General features: G+C 63.8%; 23 protein-coding genes. 9 read left to right on the top strand and 14 right to left on the bottom strand.

Going from position 1 to position 22,178, the window contains the following annotated elements:
* Window positions 1–33: 33 nt before the first annotated feature.
* The 4 genes from XH84_RS35760 to XH84_RS35740 all read right to left on the bottom strand — a co-directional run bounded on the left by XH84_RS35760 (window position 34) and on the right by XH84_RS35740 (window position 3,473).
* The gene (locus tag XH84_RS35760; RefSeq protein WP_128919092.1) at window positions 34–309 is read right to left on the bottom strand and encodes a hypothetical protein; all 276 of its coding nucleotides are present in this window, start codon (window positions 307–309) and stop codon (window positions 34–36) included.
* Window positions 306–1,175 (bottom strand): aromatic amino acid exporter YddG, encoded by an 870-nt coding sequence (gene yddG / locus XH84_RS35755; RefSeq protein ID WP_128919091.1) that lies wholly within the window; start codon window positions 1,173–1,175, stop codon window positions 306–308. Before yddG ends, XH84_RS35760 begins: the two co-directional genes overlap by 4 nt.
* 143 nt (window positions 1,176–1,318) lie before the next feature.
* Window positions 1,319–2,044: an acetoacetyl-CoA reductase gene (gene phbB / locus XH84_RS35745; protein ID WP_128919089.1), complete on the bottom strand. Its 726-nt coding sequence runs from the start codon at window positions 2,042–2,044 to the stop codon at window positions 1,319–1,321.
* A gap of 250 nt (window positions 2,045–2,294) precedes the next feature.
* Window positions 2,295–3,473: an acetyl-CoA C-acetyltransferase gene (locus tag XH84_RS35740; protein WP_128919088.1), complete on the bottom strand. Its 1,179-nt coding sequence runs from the start codon at window positions 3,471–3,473 to the stop codon at window positions 2,295–2,297.
* A 316-nt stretch (window positions 3,474–3,789) separates the two neighbouring features.
* Between XH84_RS35740 and phaR the strand changes: the two genes are divergently transcribed.
* Together phaR and XH84_RS35730 are read left to right on the top strand one after the other, a co-directional pair.
* Entirely contained in the window at window positions 3,790–4,380 is a 591-nt protein-coding gene (gene phaR, locus XH84_RS35735; protein WP_128919087.1) for a polyhydroxyalkanoate synthesis repressor PhaR, read from the top strand.
* Window positions 4,381–4,421: 41 nt separating this feature from the next.
* Entirely contained in the window at window positions 4,422–5,039 is a 618-nt protein-coding gene (locus tag XH84_RS35730) for a class I SAM-dependent methyltransferase (protein ID WP_128919086.1), read from the top strand.
* 136 nt (window positions 5,040–5,175) lie between these two features.
* Here the strand turns inward: XH84_RS35730 and XH84_RS35725 are convergent, their stop codons facing one another.
* Window positions 5,176–6,063: a branched-chain amino acid aminotransferase gene (locus tag XH84_RS35725; protein ID WP_128948686.1), complete on the bottom strand. Its 888-nt coding sequence runs from the start codon at window positions 6,061–6,063 to the stop codon at window positions 5,176–5,178.
* A gap of 135 nt (window positions 6,064–6,198) precedes the next feature.
* Between XH84_RS35725 and XH84_RS35720 the strand changes: the two genes are divergently transcribed.
* Entirely contained in the window at window positions 6,199–7,134 is a 936-nt protein-coding gene (locus XH84_RS35720; RefSeq protein WP_128919084.1) for an alpha/beta hydrolase, read from the top strand.
* Between the two features lie 6 nt (window positions 7,135–7,140).
* Here XH84_RS35720 and XH84_RS35715 read toward each other — a convergent pair whose 3' ends face one another.
* Window positions 7,141–7,386: a hypothetical protein gene (locus XH84_RS35715; protein ID WP_128919083.1), complete on the bottom strand. Its 246-nt coding sequence runs from the start codon at window positions 7,384–7,386 to the stop codon at window positions 7,141–7,143.
* Window positions 7,387–7,599: 213 nt separating this feature from the next.
* Between XH84_RS35715 and XH84_RS35710 the strand changes: the two genes are divergently transcribed.
* The gene (locus XH84_RS35710; protein WP_128919164.1) at window positions 7,600–8,472 is read left to right on the top strand and encodes a hypothetical protein; all 873 of its coding nucleotides are present in this window, start codon (window positions 7,600–7,602) and stop codon (window positions 8,470–8,472) included.
* Between the two features lie 84 nt (window positions 8,473–8,556).
* On the opposite strand, the gene XH84_RS35705 is transcribed toward XH84_RS35710, so the two are convergent.
* Together XH84_RS35705 and XH84_RS35700 are read right to left on the bottom strand one after the other, a co-directional pair.
* Window positions 8,557–9,726 (bottom strand): PLP-dependent cysteine synthase family protein, encoded by a 1,170-nt coding sequence (locus XH84_RS35705; protein WP_164936220.1) that lies wholly within the window; start codon window positions 9,724–9,726, stop codon window positions 8,557–8,559.
* Window positions 9,727–9,793: 67 nt separating this feature from the next.
* Window positions 9,794–10,258, bottom strand: coding sequence for an Lrp/AsnC family transcriptional regulator (locus tag XH84_RS35700; protein ID WP_128919081.1), 465 nt, complete (start codon window positions 10,256–10,258; stop codon window positions 9,794–9,796).
* Window positions 10,259–10,416: 158 nt separating this feature from the next.
* On the opposite strand from XH84_RS35700, the gene XH84_RS35695 reads away from it, so the two are divergent.
* The gene (locus XH84_RS35695; RefSeq protein ID WP_128919080.1) at window positions 10,417–11,433 is read left to right on the top strand and encodes a 1-aminocyclopropane-1-carboxylate deaminase; all 1,017 of its coding nucleotides are present in this window, start codon (window positions 10,417–10,419) and stop codon (window positions 11,431–11,433) included.
* 224 nt (window positions 11,434–11,657) lie between these two features.
* Here XH84_RS35695 and recQ read toward each other — a convergent pair whose 3' ends face one another.
* The 5 genes from recQ to XH84_RS35670 form a co-directional block, all read right to left on the bottom strand.
* The gene (gene recQ / locus XH84_RS35690; RefSeq protein WP_128919079.1) at window positions 11,658–13,523 is read right to left on the bottom strand and encodes a DNA helicase RecQ; all 1,866 of its coding nucleotides are present in this window, start codon (window positions 13,521–13,523) and stop codon (window positions 11,658–11,660) included.
* Between the two features lie 334 nt (window positions 13,524–13,857).
* Window positions 13,858–14,601 carry a polysaccharide deacetylase family protein gene (locus XH84_RS35685; RefSeq protein WP_128919078.1) on the bottom strand — a complete coding sequence of 248 codons (744 nt, stop codon included), beginning with the start codon at window positions 14,599–14,601 and terminating at the stop codon, window positions 13,858–13,860.
* Window positions 14,602–14,665: 64 nt separating this feature from the next.
* Complete coding sequence (metA, locus tag XH84_RS35680; protein ID WP_128919077.1) at window positions 14,666–15,694, bottom strand: homoserine O-succinyltransferase MetA; 1,029 nt, start codon at window positions 15,692–15,694, stop codon at window positions 14,666–14,668.
* Between the two features lie 13 nt (window positions 15,695–15,707).
* Window positions 15,708–17,009, bottom strand: coding sequence for an O-acetylhomoserine aminocarboxypropyltransferase/cysteine synthase family protein (locus XH84_RS35675; RefSeq protein WP_128919076.1), 1,302 nt, complete (start codon window positions 17,007–17,009; stop codon window positions 15,708–15,710).
* Window positions 17,010–17,265: 256 nt separating this feature from the next.
* A complete protein-coding gene (locus XH84_RS35670) occupies window positions 17,266–18,828 on the bottom strand; it encodes an amidase family protein (RefSeq protein ID WP_128919075.1) in 1,563 nt (520 codons plus the stop codon).
* A gap of 353 nt (window positions 18,829–19,181) precedes the next feature.
* On the opposite strand from XH84_RS35670, the gene XH84_RS40250 reads away from it, so the two are divergent.
* Window positions 19,182–19,454, top strand: a complete 273-nt coding sequence (locus XH84_RS40250; protein ID WP_164936212.1) for a hypothetical protein — start codon at window positions 19,182–19,184, stop codon at window positions 19,452–19,454.
* Window positions 19,411–19,785 carry a matrixin family metalloprotease gene (locus tag XH84_RS35665; RefSeq protein ID WP_128919074.1) on the top strand — a complete coding sequence of 125 codons (375 nt, stop codon included), beginning with the start codon at window positions 19,411–19,413 and terminating at the stop codon, window positions 19,783–19,785. The genes XH84_RS40250 and XH84_RS35665 overlap by 44 nt, the downstream gene beginning before the upstream one ends.
* A gap of 11 nt (window positions 19,786–19,796) precedes the next feature.
* Here the strand turns inward: XH84_RS35665 and XH84_RS41260 are convergent, their stop codons facing one another.
* Window positions 19,797–20,021: a hypothetical protein gene (locus XH84_RS41260; RefSeq protein WP_245471983.1), complete on the bottom strand. Its 225-nt coding sequence runs from the start codon at window positions 20,019–20,021 to the stop codon at window positions 19,797–19,799.
* 34 nt (window positions 20,022–20,055) lie between these two features.
* Between XH84_RS41260 and XH84_RS35660 the strand changes: the two genes are divergently transcribed.
* Both XH84_RS35660 and XH84_RS35655 read left to right on the top strand, forming a co-directional pair.
* Complete coding sequence (locus tag XH84_RS35660; RefSeq protein WP_245471982.1) at window positions 20,056–20,979, top strand: glycoside hydrolase family 3 N-terminal domain-containing protein; 924 nt, start codon at window positions 20,056–20,058, stop codon at window positions 20,977–20,979.
* A 130-nt stretch (window positions 20,980–21,109) separates the two neighbouring features.
* Window positions 21,110–22,174, top strand: coding sequence for a glutamate-cysteine ligase family protein (locus tag XH84_RS35655; protein ID WP_128919073.1), 1,065 nt, complete (start codon window positions 21,110–21,112; stop codon window positions 22,172–22,174).
* Window positions 22,175–22,178: the final 4 nt, after the last annotated feature.

The raw sequence follows: 22,178 nt of genomic DNA, 5'->3' as shown, positions 1-22,178 counted from the left end.
CCCATCGACCGCCACTCTCGCGCCATCGGCAACCTATTCCTTGCTGTCTTTCCGCACGGGCAGTCGACGAACAATCCTGGTCGGAAGCGTTTCGTAAGCCGGCCGATAATTACCGGCTCGATACTGCTCTTCCGTCAGTTGGATGAAGGATTTTCCATCGGTTATCGTCGCCGTCTCGGGACGGCCAACGATGCTCTCGTTCCGATGCATGCCCGTAAAGATCTCAGGGGATGCGCCGACTTGCGCCGAAGCGCTCGCGCAGACGAGTCCGACCAACACCGTCAGCGGGACCGCGATCGAGCGCATCATCGCTTCCTCAGCACCATGTCCTTGGCCGCGATCAGGCCACCGCCGGCAATCAGGATCGCGGCAATCGCGATGTTGGCGCTGGCCTTGGCAAAGCCGGCGGCGATGAGGAAGCCGGTCGAGAGCAGCGGCGTGGCATAGGAGGCTGCGCCGAGCACGCGGATGTCGCCGCGCTTCATGCCGATGTCCCAGGCGTAGAATGCGGCACCGACGGGGCCGATGCCGAGCGCGGTCACGGAGAGCCATTGCAACGTGGTCTCCGGCCACACCGTGATTTCAAGAAGGCCATGCATCAGCGCGGCCAGCACGGCGGTGGCAAGGCAGAAGCCCGCAACGGCATCCGTCGGCACCGCCTTCAGCCGGCGCGACAGCACCGAATAGGTTGCCCAGACGAACGCGGCGATGAAGGCTGCGATCAATCCCGGTACCGCCCCCGGCGCAAACCCGCTCGTGTTGCCGGCGAACAGCAGCACAGTGCCGACGAGGCCGAGCACGGCGCCGACGATGTGATGCAAGGCGAGGCGCTCGCCGGGCAGGAACGACGAGAACAGCACGATCAAGAGCGGCCACATGTAGTTCAGAAGGCCGGCCTCGGCCGGCGGCGCGAAGCGGAGTGCGAGGAAATACAGCGCGTGATAGCCGAACAGGCCGCCGACGCCCACGACCCAGACGACGAGCGGCTGACGCAGGCTTTTCGCCGCATCGCCGCGGCCGATCCAGGTGAGCAGGCCGACCAAGCCGCCGATCGCGAACGTCATTGCGGCGAGCTGAAACGCCGGGATCTTTCCGGTTGCCACCGTCATGACCGAGAGCAGCGACCACATCAGGATCGCGGTCAATCCGATCAGTGTGGCGGTACGGGGAGTCATCGGCCCAAAATGTTTCCGTCATGGCCGGGCTTGTCCCGGCCATCCACGTTCTTCGTGGCGACGGCTGTTGTAAGGCCGTGGATGCCCGGGACAAGCCCGGGCATGACGATGTGGGAAATATCAGCCCGCGTGATGCGATCGCATCACACCATGTACTGGCCGCCGTTGACCGTCAGCGTCGAGCCGGTGATGAAACCGGATTCGTCGGCGGCGAGGAACACGACCGCACGCGCGATCTCTTCGGGCTCGCCGAGCCGGTTGGCCGGGATCTGCGGGATCACGTTTTTCTCCAGAACGTCTTTCGGCACCGCCTGCACCATTTCGGTGTTGATGTAGCCGGGGCAGATCGCATTCACGGTGATGCCGCCCTTGGCATTCTCCAGCGCGAGCGCCTTGGTGAAGCCGATATCGCCGGCTTTGGCCGCGGAATAGTTGACCTGACCGAACTGCCCCTTCTGTCCGTTGATCGACGAGATCGAGATGATGCGGCCGAACTTGCGCGCACGCATGCCCTCGATGACCTGGCGCGTCATGTTGAACAGCGAACCGAGATTGGTGTTGATGACGGCGTTCCACTGCTCGAGCGTCATCTTGTGGAAGGCGGTGTCGCGGGTGATGCCGGCATTGTTGACGAGCACCTCGATCGGCCCGAGATCAGCCTCGACCTTCTTCACGCCTTCGGCGCAGGCGTCGAAACTGCTGACGTCCCATTTGTAGACGGCAATGCCGGTCTCGGTCTTGAACTTCTCCGCCGCCGCGTCGTTGCCGGCATAGCTCGCCGCAACCTTATACCCGGCCGCCTTCAGTGCCTTGCTGATCGCAGCACCAATGCCCCGCGTACCACCCGTGACCAATGCAACACGTGCCATATCGTATCCTTCCCTTGGACTCTCGGACGTTTCTGAAGCGATCGTTTTTAACGTTGGATTATGCGGTTGGTTTGACGGACATCAAGAACAAAACGCCCGGCGTTGAGCCGGGCGTTTGTATTTAGTCGAGGCCTGCGCGATTGCGAAGAATATTTGATTCGCAACCGCTGCCTTTTTAGTCGCGTGCAACGCACTCACTGACGTGTGCAGCGCACGCGCAAACTGCGCGTAAGCTACACGTCAGCTATCGTCAATCACGCGCAATGCACATCGCGATGCCCATGCCGCCACCGATGCACAGCGTGGCGAGGCCCTTCTTCGAATCGCGCTTCTGCATTTCGTGCAGCAGCGTCACCAGCACGCGCGCGCCGGACGCACCAACCGGATGGCCGATCGCGATCGCGCCGCCATTGACGTTGACTTTGGAGGTGTCCCAGCCGAGGTCCTTGTTGACGGCACAGGCCTGGGCCGCGAAGGCCTCGTTGGCCTCGATCAGATCGAGATCGCCGACATTCCAGCCGGCCTTCTTCAGCGCGGCGCGCGAAGCCGGGATCGGGCCGGAACCCATGATCTTGGGATCGACACCGGCCTGCGCCCAGGAGACGATTCGCGCGAGCGGCTTCTTGCCTTCCTTGGCCGCCTGCTTGGCGGTCATCAGCACCACGGCGGCAGCGCCGTCATTGATGCCGGACGCAGAGCCTGCGGTGACCGTTCCTTCCTTCTCGAAGGCGGGTCGGAGCTTGGCCATCGCGTCGAGGGTAGCGCCATGACGCGGATATTCGTCGGCGCTGACGACGACATCGCCCTTGCGGGTCTTGATGGTGACGGGGACGATCTCGTCGTTGAACTTGCCGGCCTTCTGCGCCGCCTCGGCCTTCTGCTGCGAGGCGACCGCGAACTCGTCCTGCTGGGCGCGGGTGATCTGCCACTGCCGCGCGACGTTCTCGGCGGTGTTGCCCATGTGGTAGCCGTTGAAGGCATCCCACAGACCGTCCTTGATCATGGTGTCGATGAACTCGACGGGCCCCATCTTGACGCCGCCACGCAGATACTGGGCGTGCGGGGCCATGCTCATGGATTCCTGGCCGCCGGCGACCACGATCTCGGAATCGCCGTTGAGTAGCGCCTGGTAGCCGAGTGCAACCGTGCGCAGGCCCGAGCCGCAAAGCTGGTTCACGCCCCAAGCCGGGCTCTCCACCGGGATGCCGGCGGCGATCGAGGCCTGACGAGCCGGGTTCTGGCCCTGGGCAGCGGTCAGGATCTGGCCCATGATGACTTCCGAGACCCGGCCAGGCTCGATGCCACCGCGCTCCAGCGCGGCCTTGATGGCGATCGCGCCAAGATCGTGGGCGGGAAGGGTCGCGAACGCTCCGTTGAAGCTTCCGACCGGGGTGCGGGCGGCGCTGACGATGACGACATCGTCTGACATGGGCATCTCCTGAGGCTTGAGGTTCTTTAAAGGGGGCAGGGCGGGGCTTTACGAAAAGGCTCGCCAGTCTCGTGAGCCATCCTGTTAACGTCGTTGAGGCATGTCAATCGGCCGGCGACCGAATTCATACCGCAACGCATTCAAAATAGCGTTCTTGGCGCTTTCGCAAGCAAGATTTTGCTCCGCGATTAACCGTGCCGCACAAAACGGTAGCGTGACCCCTTTGAAAATGCTTATTTTGTTGCGTTGCGTACTCTTCCCGCCCTGCGGCATTGCCCGTCGGGTTCCCGTTCTCCGCGCTTGCAAGTGAGAGCCCATGGCGAAATCAGACCAACCCACCACCATCAAGAAATACGCGAACCGCCGGCTCTATAACACCGGAACGAGCACCTATGTGACGCTGGAAGACCTCGCCGCAATGGTCAAGGAAGGCGAGGATTTCCTGGTCTATGACGCCAAGTCCGGCGACGACATCACCCGCTCGGTGCTCGCCCAGATCATCTTCGAGCAGGAGAACAAGGCCGGCCAGAACCTGCTCCCGACCACCTTCCTGCGCCAGTTGATCCGCTTCTACGGCGACAGCATGCAGATGGTGGTGCCGAAATATCTGGAGCAGTCGATCGCGACCCTGACCCAGGAGCAAGAGAAGTTCCGCAAGCAGATCGCCAACACGCTGTCCGGCACTCCTTTTGCTCCTTTGGAAGAACAAGTCCGCCGGAACATGGAGCTGTTCCAGCAGACCTTCTCGATGTTCAAGCCCTTCGTCCCGCCGCGCTCGGCGACGTCAGCTGAGCCCGAGTCCGACGCGACCACGGAGACGCCGAAGGACAGCAACATCGACGATCTGCGCCAGCAGATGAAGGAAATGCAGGAACGCCTGGAGCGGATGTCGAAGAAGGAGGAATAGGCCCTCCTTTTGCCCTGGCGTCAGGCGCCGGAGGATACGCGATGTCCGACCGAAGCACCCATTGGGAGCATGTCTACGCCACCAAGGGCGAGGCGGAAGTCAGCTGGTTTCAGGACAGCCCGGCGATCTCGCTCGAGATGATCCGCGCGGCCACGGGGGATCACGCCGCCGCCATCATCGATATCGGCGGCGGCGCGTCACGGCTGGTCGACGCTCTCTTGCAGCAGGGATATCGCGACGTCGCCGTGCTGGATCTTTCTGCCAATGCGCTTGATGCGGCGAAGCAGCGACTCGGCGGAGCCGCTTCGATGGTCGACTGGATCGTTGCCGACGCCACCACATGGCAGCCGGCGAAGACCTACGAGGTCTGGCACGACCGCGCCGCGTTTCACTTCCTGACTGACCCGCGCGACAGGGCGGCTTACGTCGCACGCCTGCGGTCTGCGGTTGCGCCCGGCGGCCACGTCATCATCGCGACGTTTGCGCCCGACGGTCCGGAGAAATGCAGCGGCCTGCCGGTGCAGCGCCATGACAGCGCCAGCCTTGCGGCAGACCTCGGGCCGGAGTTCGAACTGATCGAGACGCGCAGCGAGGTTCACCACACGCCGTGGGATTCGACTCAGGCGTTTCAGTTCGGCCGGTTTCGGAAGCGCGGCTAAAAAGTCGGTGTCATGCCCCGCGCAGGCGGGCATCCAGTACGCCGCGGCCCATCGGGTCAATCATTGCTGCCTCTGGAATACTGGATCGTCCGCCTTCGCGGACGATGACAGCGGATTCCCTGGCGCGTATGCGAGCCTACGCCGCCAGCTTCACCGCATGCGCAAAGTCCCAATAGAGCTTTCGCGCCTTGGTGTAGAGCGGACCCGGCTTCAGCTCGCGCTCGTCGATGCGGATCACCGGAGCGACCTTGGCGAAATTGCCGGTGGAAAAGATCTCGTCGGCGGCAAGGAAATCGGCATAGCGCAACGTCTTCTCGACCACATTGATGCCGTCGCCGCGAAGCAGGTTGATGACGCGCTGGCGCGTGATCCCGTTGAGGAACGTCCCGTTGGGAGCCGGCGTATAGACCACGCTGTCCTTGGCCATGAATACGTTGGAATTGCCGAACTCGGCGACATTGCCGAGCATGTCGAGCATCAGCGCGTTCTGGAAGCCGCGCGAAGCGGCTTCTGCGAGGGCGCGCGAATTGTTCGGATAGAGGCAGGCCGCCTTTGCCTCGACCGGTGCGCATTCGGCGGTGGGCCGGCGGAACGGCGACAGGGTGATGGCGTTGCCGACTGGCTTTGGCATCGGCGCCTCGTAGATGCACAGGCACCAATTGGTGGTTTCAGGGTCGAACAGCACGCCGCCGCCCGAGCCGTTCTGCGCCCAATACATCGGACGGACGTAGAGCTCGGCATTGGCCGCAAAGCGTGCAATGCCTTCGGTTGCGAGCCCGAGCCAGGTGCCGGTATCGACCACCGGCTTCAAGCCGAAATTGATCGCGGATTGATTGGCGCGCGCGACGTGACGATCGAGATCGGGCGCGACGCCCTCGAGCGCGCGCGCACCGTCGAACACCACCGAGCCGAGCCAGGCCGCGTGCGTGCGCGGGCCCATGATCGGCACGTTGCCGTCGTGCCATTTGCCTTCGAAGAAGGTCCAGCTCGGCGAATATTCGATCGGCTTCTTGATCTCGGCCATATCAGGCCTCCCTTGGAAATATCCGGGCACTATTGTCCCAATTTCTAAACGATTTGCTGCCGGACTAGCACCCTCCCCCGGAGGGTAAAACAGGCCAAACAGGCTATAATGAGGGCAAATGATAGGGAGTTTGCCATGCCGCTCGATCCACTCGCAAAGCGCTTGTTGACCATGATGGCCGCGGCTGCGCCGCAGGCGAGAGGCCGGCCGAGCGTAGAGGCGCGGCGGCAATCGCTGGCCAAGCTGATGCAGTTCGCGCGCGCGGATGCGCCGGATGTGACGACGCGCGACGGCATGCTGCCCGGCCGTGCCGGCGAGGTGCCCTATCGCCTCTACACGCCTGCAAATGACGATGAGCTTGCACCGGGCTTCGTGTTCTTTCATGGCGGCGGCCTCGTCGCCGGCGGCATCGCCACGCATGATCGCATCGCGGCGGCGCTGGCGCATGCCACTGGTTGCCGCCTGATCTCGGTTGACTACCGGCTCGCGCCGGAGCACAGATTTCCGGCCGCCGTCGACGACGCCATCGCCGCCACCGAATGGGTTGCGCGCGAGGCCGCCTCGCTCGGCATCGATGCGGACCGCCTCGTGGTCGGCGGCGATTCCGCCGGTGCAACGCTCGCTGCGATCGTATGCCAGGAGGCGGCGCAGACCGCCGGGCTCGCCATCGCCGCGCAATGCCTGATCTGCCCGGTGCTGGACTTCGAGGAAACCTCGCCTTCACGGGAGGCCTTTGCCGAGGGTCATCTGATCGATCGCGTCACGATCGAGGCCGATCTTTCCGACTATCTGCCTGACGGCGTCGACACGGCCGACCCCCGCGTGTCTCCTCTGCGCGCCACACGGCTCACCGGCCTGCCGACCGCGATCATCCACACAGCTGAGTACGATCCGATGCGCGATGAAGGCAACGCTTATGCCCGCAAGCTGCTCGCCGCAGGCGTCGCCGTCGAGCATGTCTGCCACGACGGCATGGTTCACAATTTCCACGCCATGGGTGCGATCCTGCCGCAGGCGCAGCTCGTGCTGTCGCAGATCGGCGAACAGGTGCGGCGAGCGGTGGAGAAGTAGAGCGAATCACACGCGCGCGTCGAGCACGGCCCTGGCTGCCATGACATAGTCAGGCCAATGTGCGTCCGCATAGCGTTCGGCCTGGCCGGCGCAGGTGACGTCTGGCGCATGCGCGGCGGCAATCATGCGCGCAAAGCGTTCTTCGGCAACCGTCGTGTCATCGCGCACTGGCGCTGGTGCGGCGGCTACCGCGGTCGGAGCGACGGCGAGCCCTGCCATTCCGGCGAGCAGGATGCGGCGTGACGTGGTCATGGCTGTCGTCCTCCATTGTCCGGCCTGCTCCGGCCGGCGAGCGTGTCGGTTCAGTCACGACAAGGTAGCCGTGCATCTCGAAGCAGTCCATGGTTTGCGGATAGCGCTTGACCGCGGCAGCGGTCACGTTCCATCTAGCACCCGATTTCGCCCACCACGGCCCACGCGTCGGATTGTCACGTGTCCCCCCACAGCACATCGCATCGTCCGACCTTGCGCGCTGTCGCGATGGGACTGACCTGCCTGACGATTTCGGCCAGCGCCGCTTTCTCCGCCGACGATGAGGAGGACACACCGGCGAAGCCTGCGGCCCCGAACCTCTATCTCGATCTGCGCACGACCTATGCGTCGGTTCCGGCGGGAGCGCTCGGGCTCGGTTTCGGCACGACGTCGCTGTCGGCCGCGCTCGAAGCCCTGGCGGTGCGCAGAGGCGCAACGCCGTCGAACGGTCTGCCCGCCGCGAAATCGATTGCCGTCGACTTGCCGCTGACCGTCGACGTCAACGACCGCGTCTCGCTCTATGGCGGCGTAACGGGCACGACGACCGACATTGGCGGCGGCTGGTCGACGTTCGACATCACGAGCTGGAATATTGGCGTGCAGGCCGACCTCCACCGGCAGGATGGCGGCGCGATCCCGACCATCACGTTGCAATCGACCCTGACGCAATCGGTGCCGAACGATCAGGGCATGACGAATTCGCTCAACAACATCCTGGAATTCGACTACGCGCTCGACGAGGACGAGACGCGGGGCTGGCTGGCCGGCTTGCAACATACCTACACCGCCATCGCCAGCCCGTTCGCCAGCATCCGGTCGAACACGATCCTCTATGCCGGCGGCTATTACCAATGGCCGAGCAACTGGAAGTTCACCGGGCGCCTCGGCGTGCAGTCGTTCGGCGGGGCGCAGCTGGCGGGCCGGACGCTGGCCGAGTCCTTCACGCAGCCGATCCTGCGGCTCGACCTCGATCGCATGGACGACAACGACAACCGCCTGTTCGGCATCACCGCACAGATCGCCTGGACGCCGAAGCCGTCCTATCAGGTGACGGTGCGAACGCCGCTCTACGCCGTGCGCAACTGAGGTAGCCGATCGCATCCGCAAACGCGTGATGAGCGCGCAGATCGTCACCGGCAAGCAGGTCGGCGGATTGATCGAAGGACGCAGCTATTGCGGCGGCACCGGCGCGTCGAACGCGCCCTGGGGATTTGCGACGTCGTCGATGGCGAGCGTCAGCGGCTCGCCCGTCGCAAGGAACGACGACAAGATGGCCTCGAACGGCGCCGGATCGAGGCCGCGCGCCTTCAGCCACTCCGGCTCATAATAGGTCTGCCGATAGCGCTCGCCGGAATCGCAGATCAGCGTCACCAGCGATCCCATCGCGTTCGCCTGGCGCATCTCCGAGGCGAGCCGGCACAGCGCCAGAAAATTGGTGCCGGTGGATCCGCCCACCGGACGACGCAGCCGCCGCGACAACACGTTCATCGCCGCGATCGTGGCCGCATCCGGGATCTTCATCATGCGGTCGACCACACCTGGCACGAAAGAGGGCTCGCAACGCGGCCGGCCGACACCCTCGATCAGCGACGGGTGGTCGCAAACATGGGAGCGGTCCTGCGAGCGGAAACAATCGAAGAAGGCGGAATGCTCGACATCGGCGACGCACAGCCGGGTCGGATACTGGCGATAGCGCAAATATCGTCCGATGGTGGCCGAGGTGCCGCCGGTGCCCGCGCCCATCACGATCCAGTCCGGCAGCGGGCGCGGCTCGCCCTGCAATTGGCTGAAGATCGATTCGGCGATGTTGTTGTTGCCGCGCCAATCGGTGGCGCGCTCAGCGAACGTGAACTGATCCATGTAATGGCCGTTCAGGCGAGCGGCGAGCGCGGCCGCTTCCGCATAGAGCGCGCGGCCATCGTCGATCAGGTGGCAATTGCCGCCATAATGCTCGATCGCGGCGATCTTCTCCGCCGAGGTCGTGCGCGGCATCACGGCATAGAAGGGTACGCCGATCATCTCTGCGAAATAGGCTTCCGAGACCGCCGTCGATCCCGATGACGCTTCGATGACGGGTGTGCCTTCGGCAATCTGGCCGTTGCAGAGCGCGTAGAGGAACAACGAGCGCGCGAGGCGATGCTTCAGGCTGCCGGTCGGATGGGTGGATTCATCCTTCAGATAGATGTCGATGCCTGACAGCGCCGGCACGATCAGCCGGATCAGATGCGTGTCGGCGGTTCGGCACTGGTCGGCCTCGATGGCGGCCACGGCCTCGTCGACCCAGCCGCGCCGATAGGCGGGCCCGGCCGGATTGGAGTGGCGGAAGGGAAGCGGCTCCATCGGCATGATCCGGCGATTCCTTGAAAACTGACGTCCATCTAGCACGAGGGCGCTTGGTGTACCGCGCTCAAAATTCCAGCGGTGCGTTGTCGACGACCTCCTTCATCACGAAGAAGGTGCGGGTCTGGCGCACGCCGGGCAGCGCGATGAGTTGCTCGCCGTGGATGCGGTTGAAATCCTCCATGTCGCCGACGCGGATCTTCAGGAAATAGTCGAAATCGCCGGCGACGAGGTGGCAATCGAGCACGAATTTCAGCCTGGCGATCGCCTGCTCGAAGGTGGCAAAGCTCTCCGGTGTCGAGCGGTCGAGCACGACGCCGACCATCACCAGCGTGCCCTTCGCTACTTTCTTCGGCGCCACCATGGCGCGAACGGCGGCGATGAACCCGTCCTCGAACAAGCGCTGGGTCCGGCGATGGCAGGTGGCGGGGCTGATTGCAACGGTTTCAGCCAGCTCGGCATTGCTGAGCCGGCCGTTATTCTGCAGCAATCTCAATAATTTAAGGTCGATCCGATCGAGGCGAGATGTCATGAAAGAAACTTTCATTCCAGGCTACTATTATGGAAGAATTATCAGCCTCTCACGCCATTAGTGCAAGATACGGCGCAATATTAGGGCAACATTCGAGAGCACATTTCTTTTGCATGATGCTAGGCAGCTGCCGGCACCAACACCAATCGGGATGACCCATGAAGCTCGACAAATTTCCGCGCTATCCGCTGACCTTCGGCCCGACACCCATCGAGAAGCTGGAGCGGCTGTCGAAACATCTCGGCGGCAATGTCGAGGTCTATGCCAAGCGCGAGGACTGCAATTCCGGCCTCGCCTATGGCGGCAACAAGCTGCGCAAGCTCGAATACATCATCCCCGATGCGATCGCCTCCAACGCCGACACGCTGGTCTCGATCGGCGGCGTGCAGTCGAACCACACCCGTATGATCGCCGCCGTCGCGGCCAAGATCGGCATGAAGTGCCGCCTGGTGCAGGAAGCCTGGGTGCCGCACGAGGACGCGGTCTATGACCGCGTCGGCAACATCATGCTCTCGCGCATCATGGGCGCCGACGTGCGCCTGGTCGACGACGGTTTCGACATCGGCATCCGCAAGAGCTGGGAGCAGGCGATCGAGGAAGTGAAGGCCGCGGGCGGCAAGCCTTACGCCATTCCCGCCGGCGCCTCGGTGCACAAATATGGCGGCCTCGGCTATGTCGGCTTCGCCGAGGAGGTGCGCAAGCAGGAAGCCGAGCTCGGCTTCAAGTTCGACTACATCATCGTCTGCACGGTGACCGGGTCCACCCATGCCGGCATGCTGGTCGGCTTCGCCGCCGATGGCCGCGTCCGAAAAGTGATCGGTATCGACGCCTCCTTCACGCCGGCGCAGACGAAAGCGCAGGTGCTCGAGATCGCGCAGAACACGGCTGAACTCGTCGAGCTCGGCAAGGAGCTCGTCGCCGACGACGTCGTGCTGATCGAGGACTACGCCTATCCCGCCTATGGCGTGCCGTCGGAAGAGACCAAGGAGGCCATCCGCCTCAGCGCGCGCCTCGAAGGCATGATCACCGACCCCGTCTACGAGGGCAAGTCGATGCAGGGCCTGATCGACCTTGCGAAGAAGGGCTATTTCGAGAAGGACGCGAAGATCCTCTACGCCCATCTCGGCGGCGCGCCCGCTCTCAACGGCTACGCGTATGCATTCAGGAATGGGTGAGTGAGGGCATAGCTCTCGCCTGACACATCGGTGTCGTCCCGGACAAGCGTCAGCGCAAATCCGGGACCCATACGCCGCAGCGATAGTTTTGCGAAGACTCGTGGTTGCCGGCGTGACGCAGCAACTTCGTCCTGTGGTTGTGGATCCCGGATCTGCGCGCGCTTTGGGCGCGCTTGTCCGGGATGACGTGTTGAGAGAGGTAGGCGCAGCAGCACCCCCAGCCCCTACCGCGTCCTGACGATCTGCAGCAGCTCGTCGCCGTAATGCTCAAGCTTCTTGTCGCCGATGCCGGGCACGTTGCGAAGTTCGTCGAGCGTCGTCGGCCAGGCCCGGACGATGCCGTCGATGGTGGCATCGTGCAGTACCACATAGGCCGGCACGCCGCGCTCGCGCGCGATCTCCGAGCGCCACGAGCGCAGCCGCGCGCGCAGTTCGGGATCGACATCGCCTTGCGGGGCGCCGGCGGCCGGCGCGAGGTCGCCGCGGAGGGATTTGCCGCGGCTTGCGCGAATGCGCGTGCCGGGCGCTTCCTCGCGCAGCCACACGTCCGTCTCGCCGCGCAGCACGCCGCGCGCCGTCTCCGTCAGCTTCAGCGCACCATAGGCTTCGCTGTCGCTCTGCAAATGGCCCATCGCCACCAGCTGCCGCAGCACGGTGCGCCACTGCTTTTCGTTGAGCTCGCGGCCGATGCCGAACACAGACAATTTGTCGTGGCCGAACTGCGTCACCTTCTCGGTCAGCCGTCCAACCAGCACGTCGATCAGGTGCATCGCGCCAAAACGCTGTCCGGTGCGATAGACGCAGGACAACAGCTTCTGCGCCAGCACCTTGCCGTCGCGCATCTTCGGAGGCGTCAGGCAATTGTCGCAATTGCCGCAGGTCTCGCCCATCACGATCTCGCCGAAATAGGCGAGCAGCCGCCGGCGCCGGCAGTGCGGCGTTTCGGCAAGGCCAACCAGCGCATCGAGCTTGCCGATCGAGACCCGCTTGAATTCGTCGGAGGCGCTGGACTCGTCGATCATGCGACGCTGCTGCACGATGTCCGAGAGCCCATAGGCCATCCAGGCCGCAGACGGCTCGCCATCGCGGCCGGCGCGGCCCGTCTCCTGATAATAAGCCTCGATGCTCTTGGGCAGGTCGAGATGGGCGACGAAGCGCACATCGGGCTTGTCGATGCCCATGCCGAACGCGACGGTCGCGACGATGACGATGCCGTCCTCGTTGAGAAAGCGATCCTGGTTGCGCGAGCGCACGCTGCCGTCGAGCCCGGCATGGTAGGGCAGCGCCGCAATGCCGGCGTCTTGAAGCGCGGCGGCGACCTCCTCGACACGGTTGCGGGACAGGCAATAGACCACGCCGGCATCGCCCGCATGCCGCTCCCGGATGAACTCCTTCAGCTGCGATACCGCGTTGCGCTTGTCGACGATCTCGTAGCGGATGTTGGGCCGGTCGAAACTCGAGACGAATTGCGGCGCATCCGCGAGCTGCAGCCGCGCAACGATCTCCTTGCGCGTCAGCTCGTCGGCGGTCGCGGTCAGCGCGATGCGCGGCACCTCGGGAAAGCGCTCGGCGATGATGGAGAGGCCGACATATTCGGGGCGGAAGTCATGGCCCCATTGCGAGACGCAATGCGCCTCGTCAATCGCGAACAGCGCCACCTTCGCCTGCGCCAGCAGCGACAGGCAGCGCGGCGTGACCAGGCGTTCCGGCGCGACATAGAGCAGATCGAGATCGCCCGCGAGCAGGCGGCGCTCGATATCGGATGCTTCCTGCGGCGTCAGCGACGAGTTCAGCGCGGCAGCGTTGACGCCGGCCTCGATCAGCCCGGCGACCTGATCGCGCATCAACGCGATCAACGGCGACACCACGATGCCGCAGCCTTCGCGCAGCAATGAGGGAAGCTGATAGCACAGCGACTTGCCGCCGCCGGTCGGCATCAGCACCAGGCAATTGCCGCCGCCCGTGACGTGGCGGATGATCTCGCCCTGCGCGCCGCGAAAACCCGGCAGACCAAACACCGAGTGCAGCACCGACAGCGCATCGCGGCCGTCGGCCGGCGCAGGCAGCGGGGCGGTGGAGGGGGCATTCATGAGCGGGATGGAACCAGGCCGTGAGATTCGTCTCAAGGCCAGTCGCATGCTGGCGCGGGCGTGGCAAGTCCATCTTCTCCCTCTCCCCACCCGCGGCAGGGGGAAACGCATATGGCATTTTGCACGACCTGAGGGCACGCCTCGTCCTTCGAGACGACCGCTTCGCGGTCTCCTCAGGATGAGGCTAAGCAGCATCGGTACTCGTTGAAGATCACAGCCGCGCACTCGATCCTCATCCTGAGGGCCCGCCAACGGCGGGCGTCTCGAAGGATGGCCACAGGGGAAATCGATCCGACGTGCGATCACCGTGACGCGAGCCGGGAGAGGTGAAGAGCTACGCCCCAATCCTCCGCAAGGCCTCTGCGACCGTCACGATCGGCATGCTGCGCTTTCCGGCGGCCTCCAGTGCGTGACGCATCAAGTCCGGCGTGCAGCCATAGGGACTGGGCGCGTTCGCAACGTCATGGCCATAGAAGATGAGCCAGCCGCCGCTCGCGACGGCCTCGTCGAAATAGCGATCGACGCCTGCTCTATCGATCTCACGATCGACCAAGGGCGAAGCGCGCAGGAACTGGAGGTCGATGACGCCGCTATTGACGCCGGGCAGGATGCCGCGCGCCGAACGGAAGGCCTTGGCGAGCTGCGGCTTGCGCCAGACCGAGGCAATCCCATAGGGATAGGCGAAATTCTGCAGCGCGATCGAAGAATCGATCGCACGAAAACAGCAGCGGTTCCGCTCGATCTCGCGCGCCATGGCGGCCTCGTCGAGATTGGCCGAGCTCTGGTGCGAGAAGGTATGGCAGGCAATCTCGTGGCCGGCGCGGTGAAGCCGGACGATCGCGTCATCCGACAAGCCATGCCAGTGGTCCGACGGCCGATCGATCAGGCTGCCGGCGAGATAGAACGTGCCCCGGCCGCCATGCTTCTCAAGAAGCGCGGCGCCTTCGCCTGCGGCGCTGGCGGGGGCGTCGTCGAAGGTAAAGCTCACGATCGGCGCGTGCGCAGGCAGCCGGTGCGGCGCGGCGCGGAAATGCCGGGCCAGCCGATTGCTCACGCGTCCCTGGAGTGCCGACCACACGACTGCGTTTCCCGTGATTTGCGTACTTCTGTACTGAAACATTCGCGCGCCGGTTGAGGCAAGCCTAACGCTTGGGTAATCCTAACGCGGGACCAATATCCTTTGGCTGGCACGCTGGGACCGACGCATCGGCTTCCACGCTGAGATATTGCAGCCAATTGCGAAAGAGCGCTGCCGCCGCACTGCCGGCGCCGATATCAGCGCGCAAATTCAGCCCAGGCAGCTCGTTGGTGAGCGCCGGATGGCGTTGGTGCACCGCCTTCTTCTCGAAGCGGAGCAATTTCTCTTCCGTCGCTGCGTCAAAATAGCTCACGGGCGGACGCGGATAAGTCTCGCGCTCCCGCGCGAGATAGCGGCCGATATCGCGCAGATATTCGCGCTGGAGCGACAGCGCGTCGTATTCCGGGTGGCCCTGGAAGAACACGAAGCGGCTGGCATATTGGCGGACGAAAACGTCGACACCGGCCTCTTCCGAGCGTGTCAGCACCTGATAACCGGCCTGCACCAGGTCGTTCTCCACGATCTCGTTCAGCCGCGAATGCGAGACCTTCAACGGCGCCGGCGCTGCACTCGTCAGCGGATCGCTCGTCACCACGTCGCAATCGAAGATGCCGTGGCATTTGGCCGGCAGCGGTCGCCGCGCGATGCCGTCGAGGTGCAGCACCGCCGCGTGCGCGGCAAGGCACGACCAGATCGTCGAGCGCGTGTTGGCCTTGGCCCAGTCGATGAGCCCGGTGAGGTCGCGCCAGTACGGCTCCTGGTCGAGTTCGGGCGCGACGGGTTCTGCGCCTGTTACGATCAGCCCGTCGAATTTCTGGCGCTTGAGGTCGGACAGGTCGGAATACTCGCTCTCCACATGCCACTTCGCTTCCGGCGAACGCTTCACGCTGGGAAGCGAGAAGCAGTGGAAGCGGATGCGGCACGGGCCTGCTGCGGCCTGGAGCAGCTTCATGAACTGCCGCTCGGTCGCCTTCAGCGCCGGATCCGGCATGTTGTTGACGAGCCCGATCGTGAGATCTCGCGCGAGATCGCGCTCGCTCGGCACCAATCCCGGGCCCGAGATGACTTGATCCCTGTCGATCAAGATAGTCATTGGCGGCCCGGCCCTACTCCGCGGCCTCGAGGCGCGCCGAGCGGCAGGCCTTCTCCAGCGCCTGGTCGATGTCCTCGATGATGTCCGAGACGTGCTCGATACCGATCGAGAGCCGGATGGTCTCCGGCAGCACGCCGGCAAGGCGCTGCTGCTCCGCCGACATCTGGCGGTGGGTGGTCGAGGCCGGATGGCAGGCCAGCGACTTGGCATCGCCGATATTGACGAGGCGCGTGATCAGCTTCAGCGCATCATAGAAGGTCTTGCCGGCCTCCATGCCGCCCTTGATACCGAAGGTGAACAGCGAGGAGGCGTTGCCATCGAGATATTTCTGCACCAGCGGATAATAGGGACTGTCGGGAAAGCCGGTGTAATTGACCCAGGCAACGCGCGAATCCTCGCGGAGGAATTCGGCGACCTTGCGGGCGTTCTCGACATGGCGCTCCATCCGCAGCGCCACGGTCTCGACGCCCTGCAGCAGCAGGAAGGCGTTGAACGGCGACAGCACCGAGCCCATGGTGCGCTGATAGACGCTGCGCGCGCGCTCGATATAGGCGGTGCGGCCGAACCGTTCGGCATAGACGAGGCCGTGATAGGAGGCGTCGGGCTTGTTGTAGGCCGGGAAACGATCGGCATACTTGGCCCAAGGGAAGTTTCCGGAATCGACGATGGCACCGCCGAGCGTGGTGCCGTGACCGCCCAGGAACTTGGTCAGCGAATGCACGGCGATGTCCGCGCCATAGTCGAACGGCTTGAGCAGGATCGGGGTTGCGACCGTGTTGTCGACGATCAGCGGCACGCCATGCGCATGCGCGATCCTGGCCAGCGCCTCGATGTCGCAGACATTGCCGGCGGGATTGCCGATGGTCTCGGCGAACACGGCACGGGTGTTCTCGTCGATCAGCTTCTCGATCGCGTCAGGCCTGTCGCTCTCGGCGAAGCGGCCGATGATGCCTTGCCGGGGCAGGATGTGCGAGAGCAGCGTGTGCGTGGTGCCGTAGAGCTGCGGCACGGAAACGATGTTGCCGCCGTGATCGGCGACGTTGACGAAGGCAAAATGCAAGGCCGCCTGGCCGGTCGCGACCGCGAGCGCGCCGACGCCGCCTTCAAGCTGGGCAATGCGCTTCTCCAGCACCGCGCTGGTCGGATTGGCGATGCGGCTATAGCGAAAGCCCTCGGCTTCGAGATTGAAGAGCGCCGCGCCATGATCGGCGCTGTCGAAGGCGTAGGCCGCGGTCTGGTAGATCGGCACCGCGACCGCGTGCGTGGTCGCTTCGGGCTCGTAGCCGGCGTGAATAGCGATCGTCTCGTTGCGCATCGTGCCACCTCCGCGTGGAGCGGTCCGCACTTATTGGCCTAGAATGAGGCATGTGCGTTGTCCGCCGTCCCTCTGTTAGAGGCGGGTGGTAAAGCGGACAATAATTCGCTTAGAGATCGAGGAAGTAACCCTAACGGTTGTTGGCGAATTAGCTAAAATTCGAGTTAAATTGGATCGATCAATCACTGCGCAGCGAAGACACCCTCTTCCCGCAAGGAGCGAGGGTGCACCGCCGACGCCGCGATCGCTCGCAGTCTCAGCCCATCCTCTGCCACAGTCGATGCGTGAGCACGCCGGCGCGCTTCTCGATCGCGGCCGCGGCATCGAGCGCGAGATCCTCGCGATAGCGACCGGCAATGAGCTGCACGCCGATCGGCTTGCCGTCATGGAGGGCCACCGGCACCACCGCGCCGGGCAGGCCCAGCACGTTGATCGCGGAGATGAAACGAATCTCGCCCCAGAAGATCTCGCGCGCGCGCTCGGCGCTGACCGTGTCCTCGCGCGGGCCCGGCGTCGGCTTCACCGTGGTCGGCGCCAGCACGACCGGATAGTCCTCGAAGAACGATTGCCAGGCACGAATGTGGCCGTTGCGCGCGGCAGTCGCCTGCATCCAGCCCTTGAGATCAAGCACGTTGGCCTTGGCCTTCATGCCGCCCCAGGCCCTGTGAAAATCCTCCGAGGTAACCTTCAGCATGCCGGCTTCCTGCATCACCACGGTCTCGTTGGTGATGATGTCGCACCAGGTCTGCCAGACACCGTTGATGTCGGGCACCTCGACCTCGCTGACGCGGTAGCCGGAACGTTCGAGATGGTCCGCAGCCTGGCGCAGCGCCGCCGCGACGGCCGGATCGACGTCCATATCGTCGGGGATTTTGGCGAGCGCCACCTTGATCGGCCTCTTCGGCTTCTCGCCGACCAGCGGCGCCGGCACCCACCAGGGATCGCGCGGATCGCGCTGGCTCATCGCCTCGAGCGCAAGACGAACGTCCGCGACGTGGCGCGCGAGCGGCCCCTGCGCCGACATCAGATGCGCCAGCATCGGCCGCTCGGCCGCTGCGCTCGCGTTGAACGCGGGAATGCGTCCTTGGGTCGGCTTGATGGTGGCAACGCCGTTGCAATGCGCAGGCCAGCGCAGCGAGCCGCCGATGTCATTGCCGTGGGCGATGGTGCCGATGCCGGCGGCGACCGCCGAACCCGCACCGCCCGACGAGCCGCCGCAGGTGATATCCGGGTCCCAGGGATTGAGCGTCAACCCGTGCAGGGGATTGTCGGTGAAGCCGCGAAAGGAGAATTCCGGCGTGTTGGTGAGCCCAATGACGATCGCGCCGGCCTTCTTCAGGTTGCGTACCACGGGCGCATCCGACGGCGCGATCAGGCCCTTGTTGGCGGGCACGCCGTTGAAATTCGGCCGGCCCTCGTAGTCGACGTTCTCCTTGATCGTGATCGGCACGCCGTGCAGAAGGCCGAGCGCACCACCCTTGGCGCGCTGCTTGTCCGCGCCGTGCGCAGCCTTCAGCGCTCCCTCCGAGAGATCGACGACCACGGCGTTCAGCTTCGGATTGACCGCGCGCATCCGCTCGAGATGCGCTTCGACCGTCTCGACCGCGGAGATCGCGCCGGAGCGGATTGCGGCCGCGGTCTCCACCGCCGACCATTGCCAGGCCGGTCCAGACGGGCGCCGCGGCTTCGTCGATTTGCCGGTGGCGGCTTTGCTGGCCGGCTTCGCGGCGGCCCCCTTGCGGCCGGAGCTAGCCTTGCTCGAAGCCTTCGCCGGTCTCTTCAAGACACTTCTCTTTTTGATCGCCGTCTTCTTAGCCACGCCAGCATCTCCCTAAATCGCGCGGCGAGGTTACGGACAACATGCGGCCCTGTACAGGTACGTTCCCGCATGGCGCGTTGCCGTGAGCATCGATGCGACCGATCGTCAGCAGGCCCCACGGCTTCGCCCTACTCCGCGGGACAAGGCGCGCCAGACCTTCTACGAGCGCTCCCTGCTCATCGTCCGAGACAGAGGAGCCCGTAGTCGGCTTGCCCTTCCTCAACGTGCTTCCACCACGGCTCATATAAGTTGACTGCACAACTATTACTTGCACCAAATTTCGCGCCCTGCCGCGAGGAGCTAACGACCTGACTCAGTGATGACCGCAATCGACGCCAACTATAGAGGACGAGATGCGCGAAAACGGCTGGCACTCAGGCATGACCGCTTTGCTTGCGGCAAGCTTCATCTTGTTTCGCGGGTCGAGCGACGTCAGAGCCCAGAACATCGAGTTCGCTCCGGTTGCCCGAGACATGTCCGAGTTCGGCTACATCCTCAACGCCACCAAATGGCCGTGGGGGCCTCTTGAATCGAAGAATTTACGTGTGTTAGGAAAATCCGCAGCCCACTTCTGCCACCCAGATGAACGCGGTCCAAATGGCCGTAACGCAGACATGGCAAGCTAATTCAGCGTTGAAATTCGACGGTTGGAATCGAACTTGCGCCGATGCAAGTGTCGGACTCAGAATGAAGATTTCTGACGAAGGTCCTGACGCAAAGGGGCTTGGAACGCAAATTGATAAAAAGCCCGCAGGGATGGTCCTAAACTTCACCTTCGAAAATTGGAGCCGTGCTTGCAAGGACGCGAGCATGTACGAGAAGTGCGTGGCCAGCATCGCCGTTCATGAATTTGGACACGCGCTCGGGTTTGCGCACGAACGGAATCGACCTGATACCCCCGGGGAATGTGCAAACCGGGCGCAAGGCGGCAATGTGGCGGCGTTGGCGGATGCATGATTCCCCTCCTTTCAACGGTTGGCGACCATTTCTTCGTCGGCCTTCGGCCTGGAACCGTTTTGGACGAACGCGATCGTGCGCTGCCGAGCGATCTCCAGCCGGCCGGCGTCATCCTCTACAAGAGCAATTTTCGTCACGACGTTCCCTACCGGGAATGGCTGTTGAGCCACAAAGATCTGATCGCCTCGATCCGCGACGCCTCGCAGCGCGAGAAGCAATTCATCGCCATCGATCATGAAGGCGGGCCGCGTGTGCCGCACGCCGCCCCCGATGACACGCTTTTCCTATGCCGCGCGATGGGCCGGTACCGCGGAACAGGTCGGCGAGGCCATGGGCTCCGAGCTCGCCTCGCTCGGCTTCAACCTGAACTTCGCGCCGGTGCTCGACATTCACAGCAATCCCGCCAACCCGGTGATCGGGGAGCGCGCCTTCGGCCGTACGGCCGAGGACGTGGTCAAGTCGATGCTTCCGTTCACCAAGGCCATGGAACGTCAGGGCGTCCGGGCCTGCGGCAAGCATTTTCCGGGACACGGCGACACCCAGGTCGATTCGCACCACGAATTTCCGGTCGTCGATCTCGATCTCGACCAGCTGAAATCACGCGAGCTGCTCCCGTTTGCCGCCGCGATCGATGGCGGCATCGAGATGATCATGACGTCGCACATCCTGTTCCGGCAGCTCGACTCCAGGAATCCCGTCACGCTGTCGCGCCCAATCACGACCGGACTCCTGAGTGAGGCGATGAAATTCGGCGGCGTGATCGTGTCTGACGACGTCGGCATGCGTGCGATGACCGGACGGCTGGACACGCCGGACGCCGGCGCGCGCTTCATGGCGGCCGGAAACGACATGCTGATGATCTGCGCGCACTGGACCGACACCGAGCGCGCTCGCGGGCTCGCTCGGTCCATCGTCGATGGTGTCGATTCGGGCGGCCTCGATGCGGCCGTGATCGCGGCGTCGGGCAAGCGCGTGCGCGGTCGACCTGGATGCGGCCGCCGACCAAGCCATCTCCTTCGGCGGCCACACTCCAGAGTGCTCTTCCGCCGCGCCAGGATGAAGATTGGCGCCGATGCGAGCTGGATGGCTCGGCCGAAAAGAACGAATCCGCACCCGGGCCTTGATCAGTGCCCACCTTGTTGTTTGATCCCCCTTGCGCACAAGTCGAACGCGTCGTTGTGCGTAGCAATGTAGGTCGGCCAAAGAACCTTCACAGCCAGTTGATCGAGACAATCAGGGAGACTGGCGTGAGGTCGCCGTTATCGAAATACGCACAGGACGTCCTGTGCCCGCTATTGGCGTTCACGATTGGAATACATCGACCATGAGCCGCAGTTCGGATTTCCGTTTCGGCTTGGAAGCAGAATTTCTGCTGGTCGATGCCGTCTCATGCCGCCCCTTATGGCATCCCGAGCTTCGGTTTGAGGAACTCAACCTCATTCTGGAGGGAATCGATGTCTGCGATTTCGATCACGAGGGGCTGGATCTGATCCCGCTTCATCGCAAGAGAATGCCCTTCGTTGTCGAAGGCTATCAGCTCCCCGGCCCGGACCTGAAGCCGACGGCGTTGTTGCCCAAGGGCGTAGAGATTCGCACCCCGATATGTAACTCAATTGAGGCGTGCGTCGACGCATTCGCCACACTGCACGGGCGGATGCAACGATCTCTCTCCGAACGCGGATATCGCGCCGCAACGCTCTCCTTTCACCCGATCGAAGACCATTTTGAGGGACCGCAGAACAAGCGACGATACGATCATTGGCAGTGGGCCATGGAGGCGATGACCACCTACGGGCCCGATATCAACGTCAGCGTCCCATCTGATGTGGCGGAACGACTGGACTTGCACGAACTCCATGGCAAGGTGAACTATTACGCCCCTGCCCTCACCGCACTCACCGTTGCCTCGCCGCTCTATCGTGGTGACCTTTGGCGCATCCGCGGCGGCGTTGGAAAGTCTGTGCGCACCTATCACCGCAGCACCATTGCGCCGGCGATTTCCATCCACCCCAAGGAACACCTTCGTCTCGAATTCAAGCCGCTCGAAATGACGCCATATCGCGTCGACTATCACGGCTATTTTCTGCTGTGGCTCGCGCTGATCCTCGATGAGAGCTTGCTCGGGCGCGCGACCGAGCAAACGCGGATCTACGACATGGGACAGGTTGCCCGGTTCGGCCTTCGTGCCGAAGGTGCCCGCGAGCGCGCCCATGAAGTCCTGTCGAAGGCACCGAATGCGTTGGGCGCCTGGGACTTCGACTGCCAGGCGCTGGATCACTTCCATGTACGGCTGGAGACCGGTCGCGTCCCCGCGGACGACACCATTGATCGCTACGAGCGCGAACAATCGATCCCCAACGTGCTGCGCGATCTGCTCGACTTGCGGTGATTTC

Origin of the sequence: Bradyrhizobium nanningense (assembly GCF_004114535.1) — a bacterium.
GTDB lineage: Bacteria > Pseudomonadota > Alphaproteobacteria > Rhizobiales > Xanthobacteraceae > Bradyrhizobium > Bradyrhizobium nanningense.
This window is presented reverse-complemented; position numbering and strand designations above follow the sequence as displayed.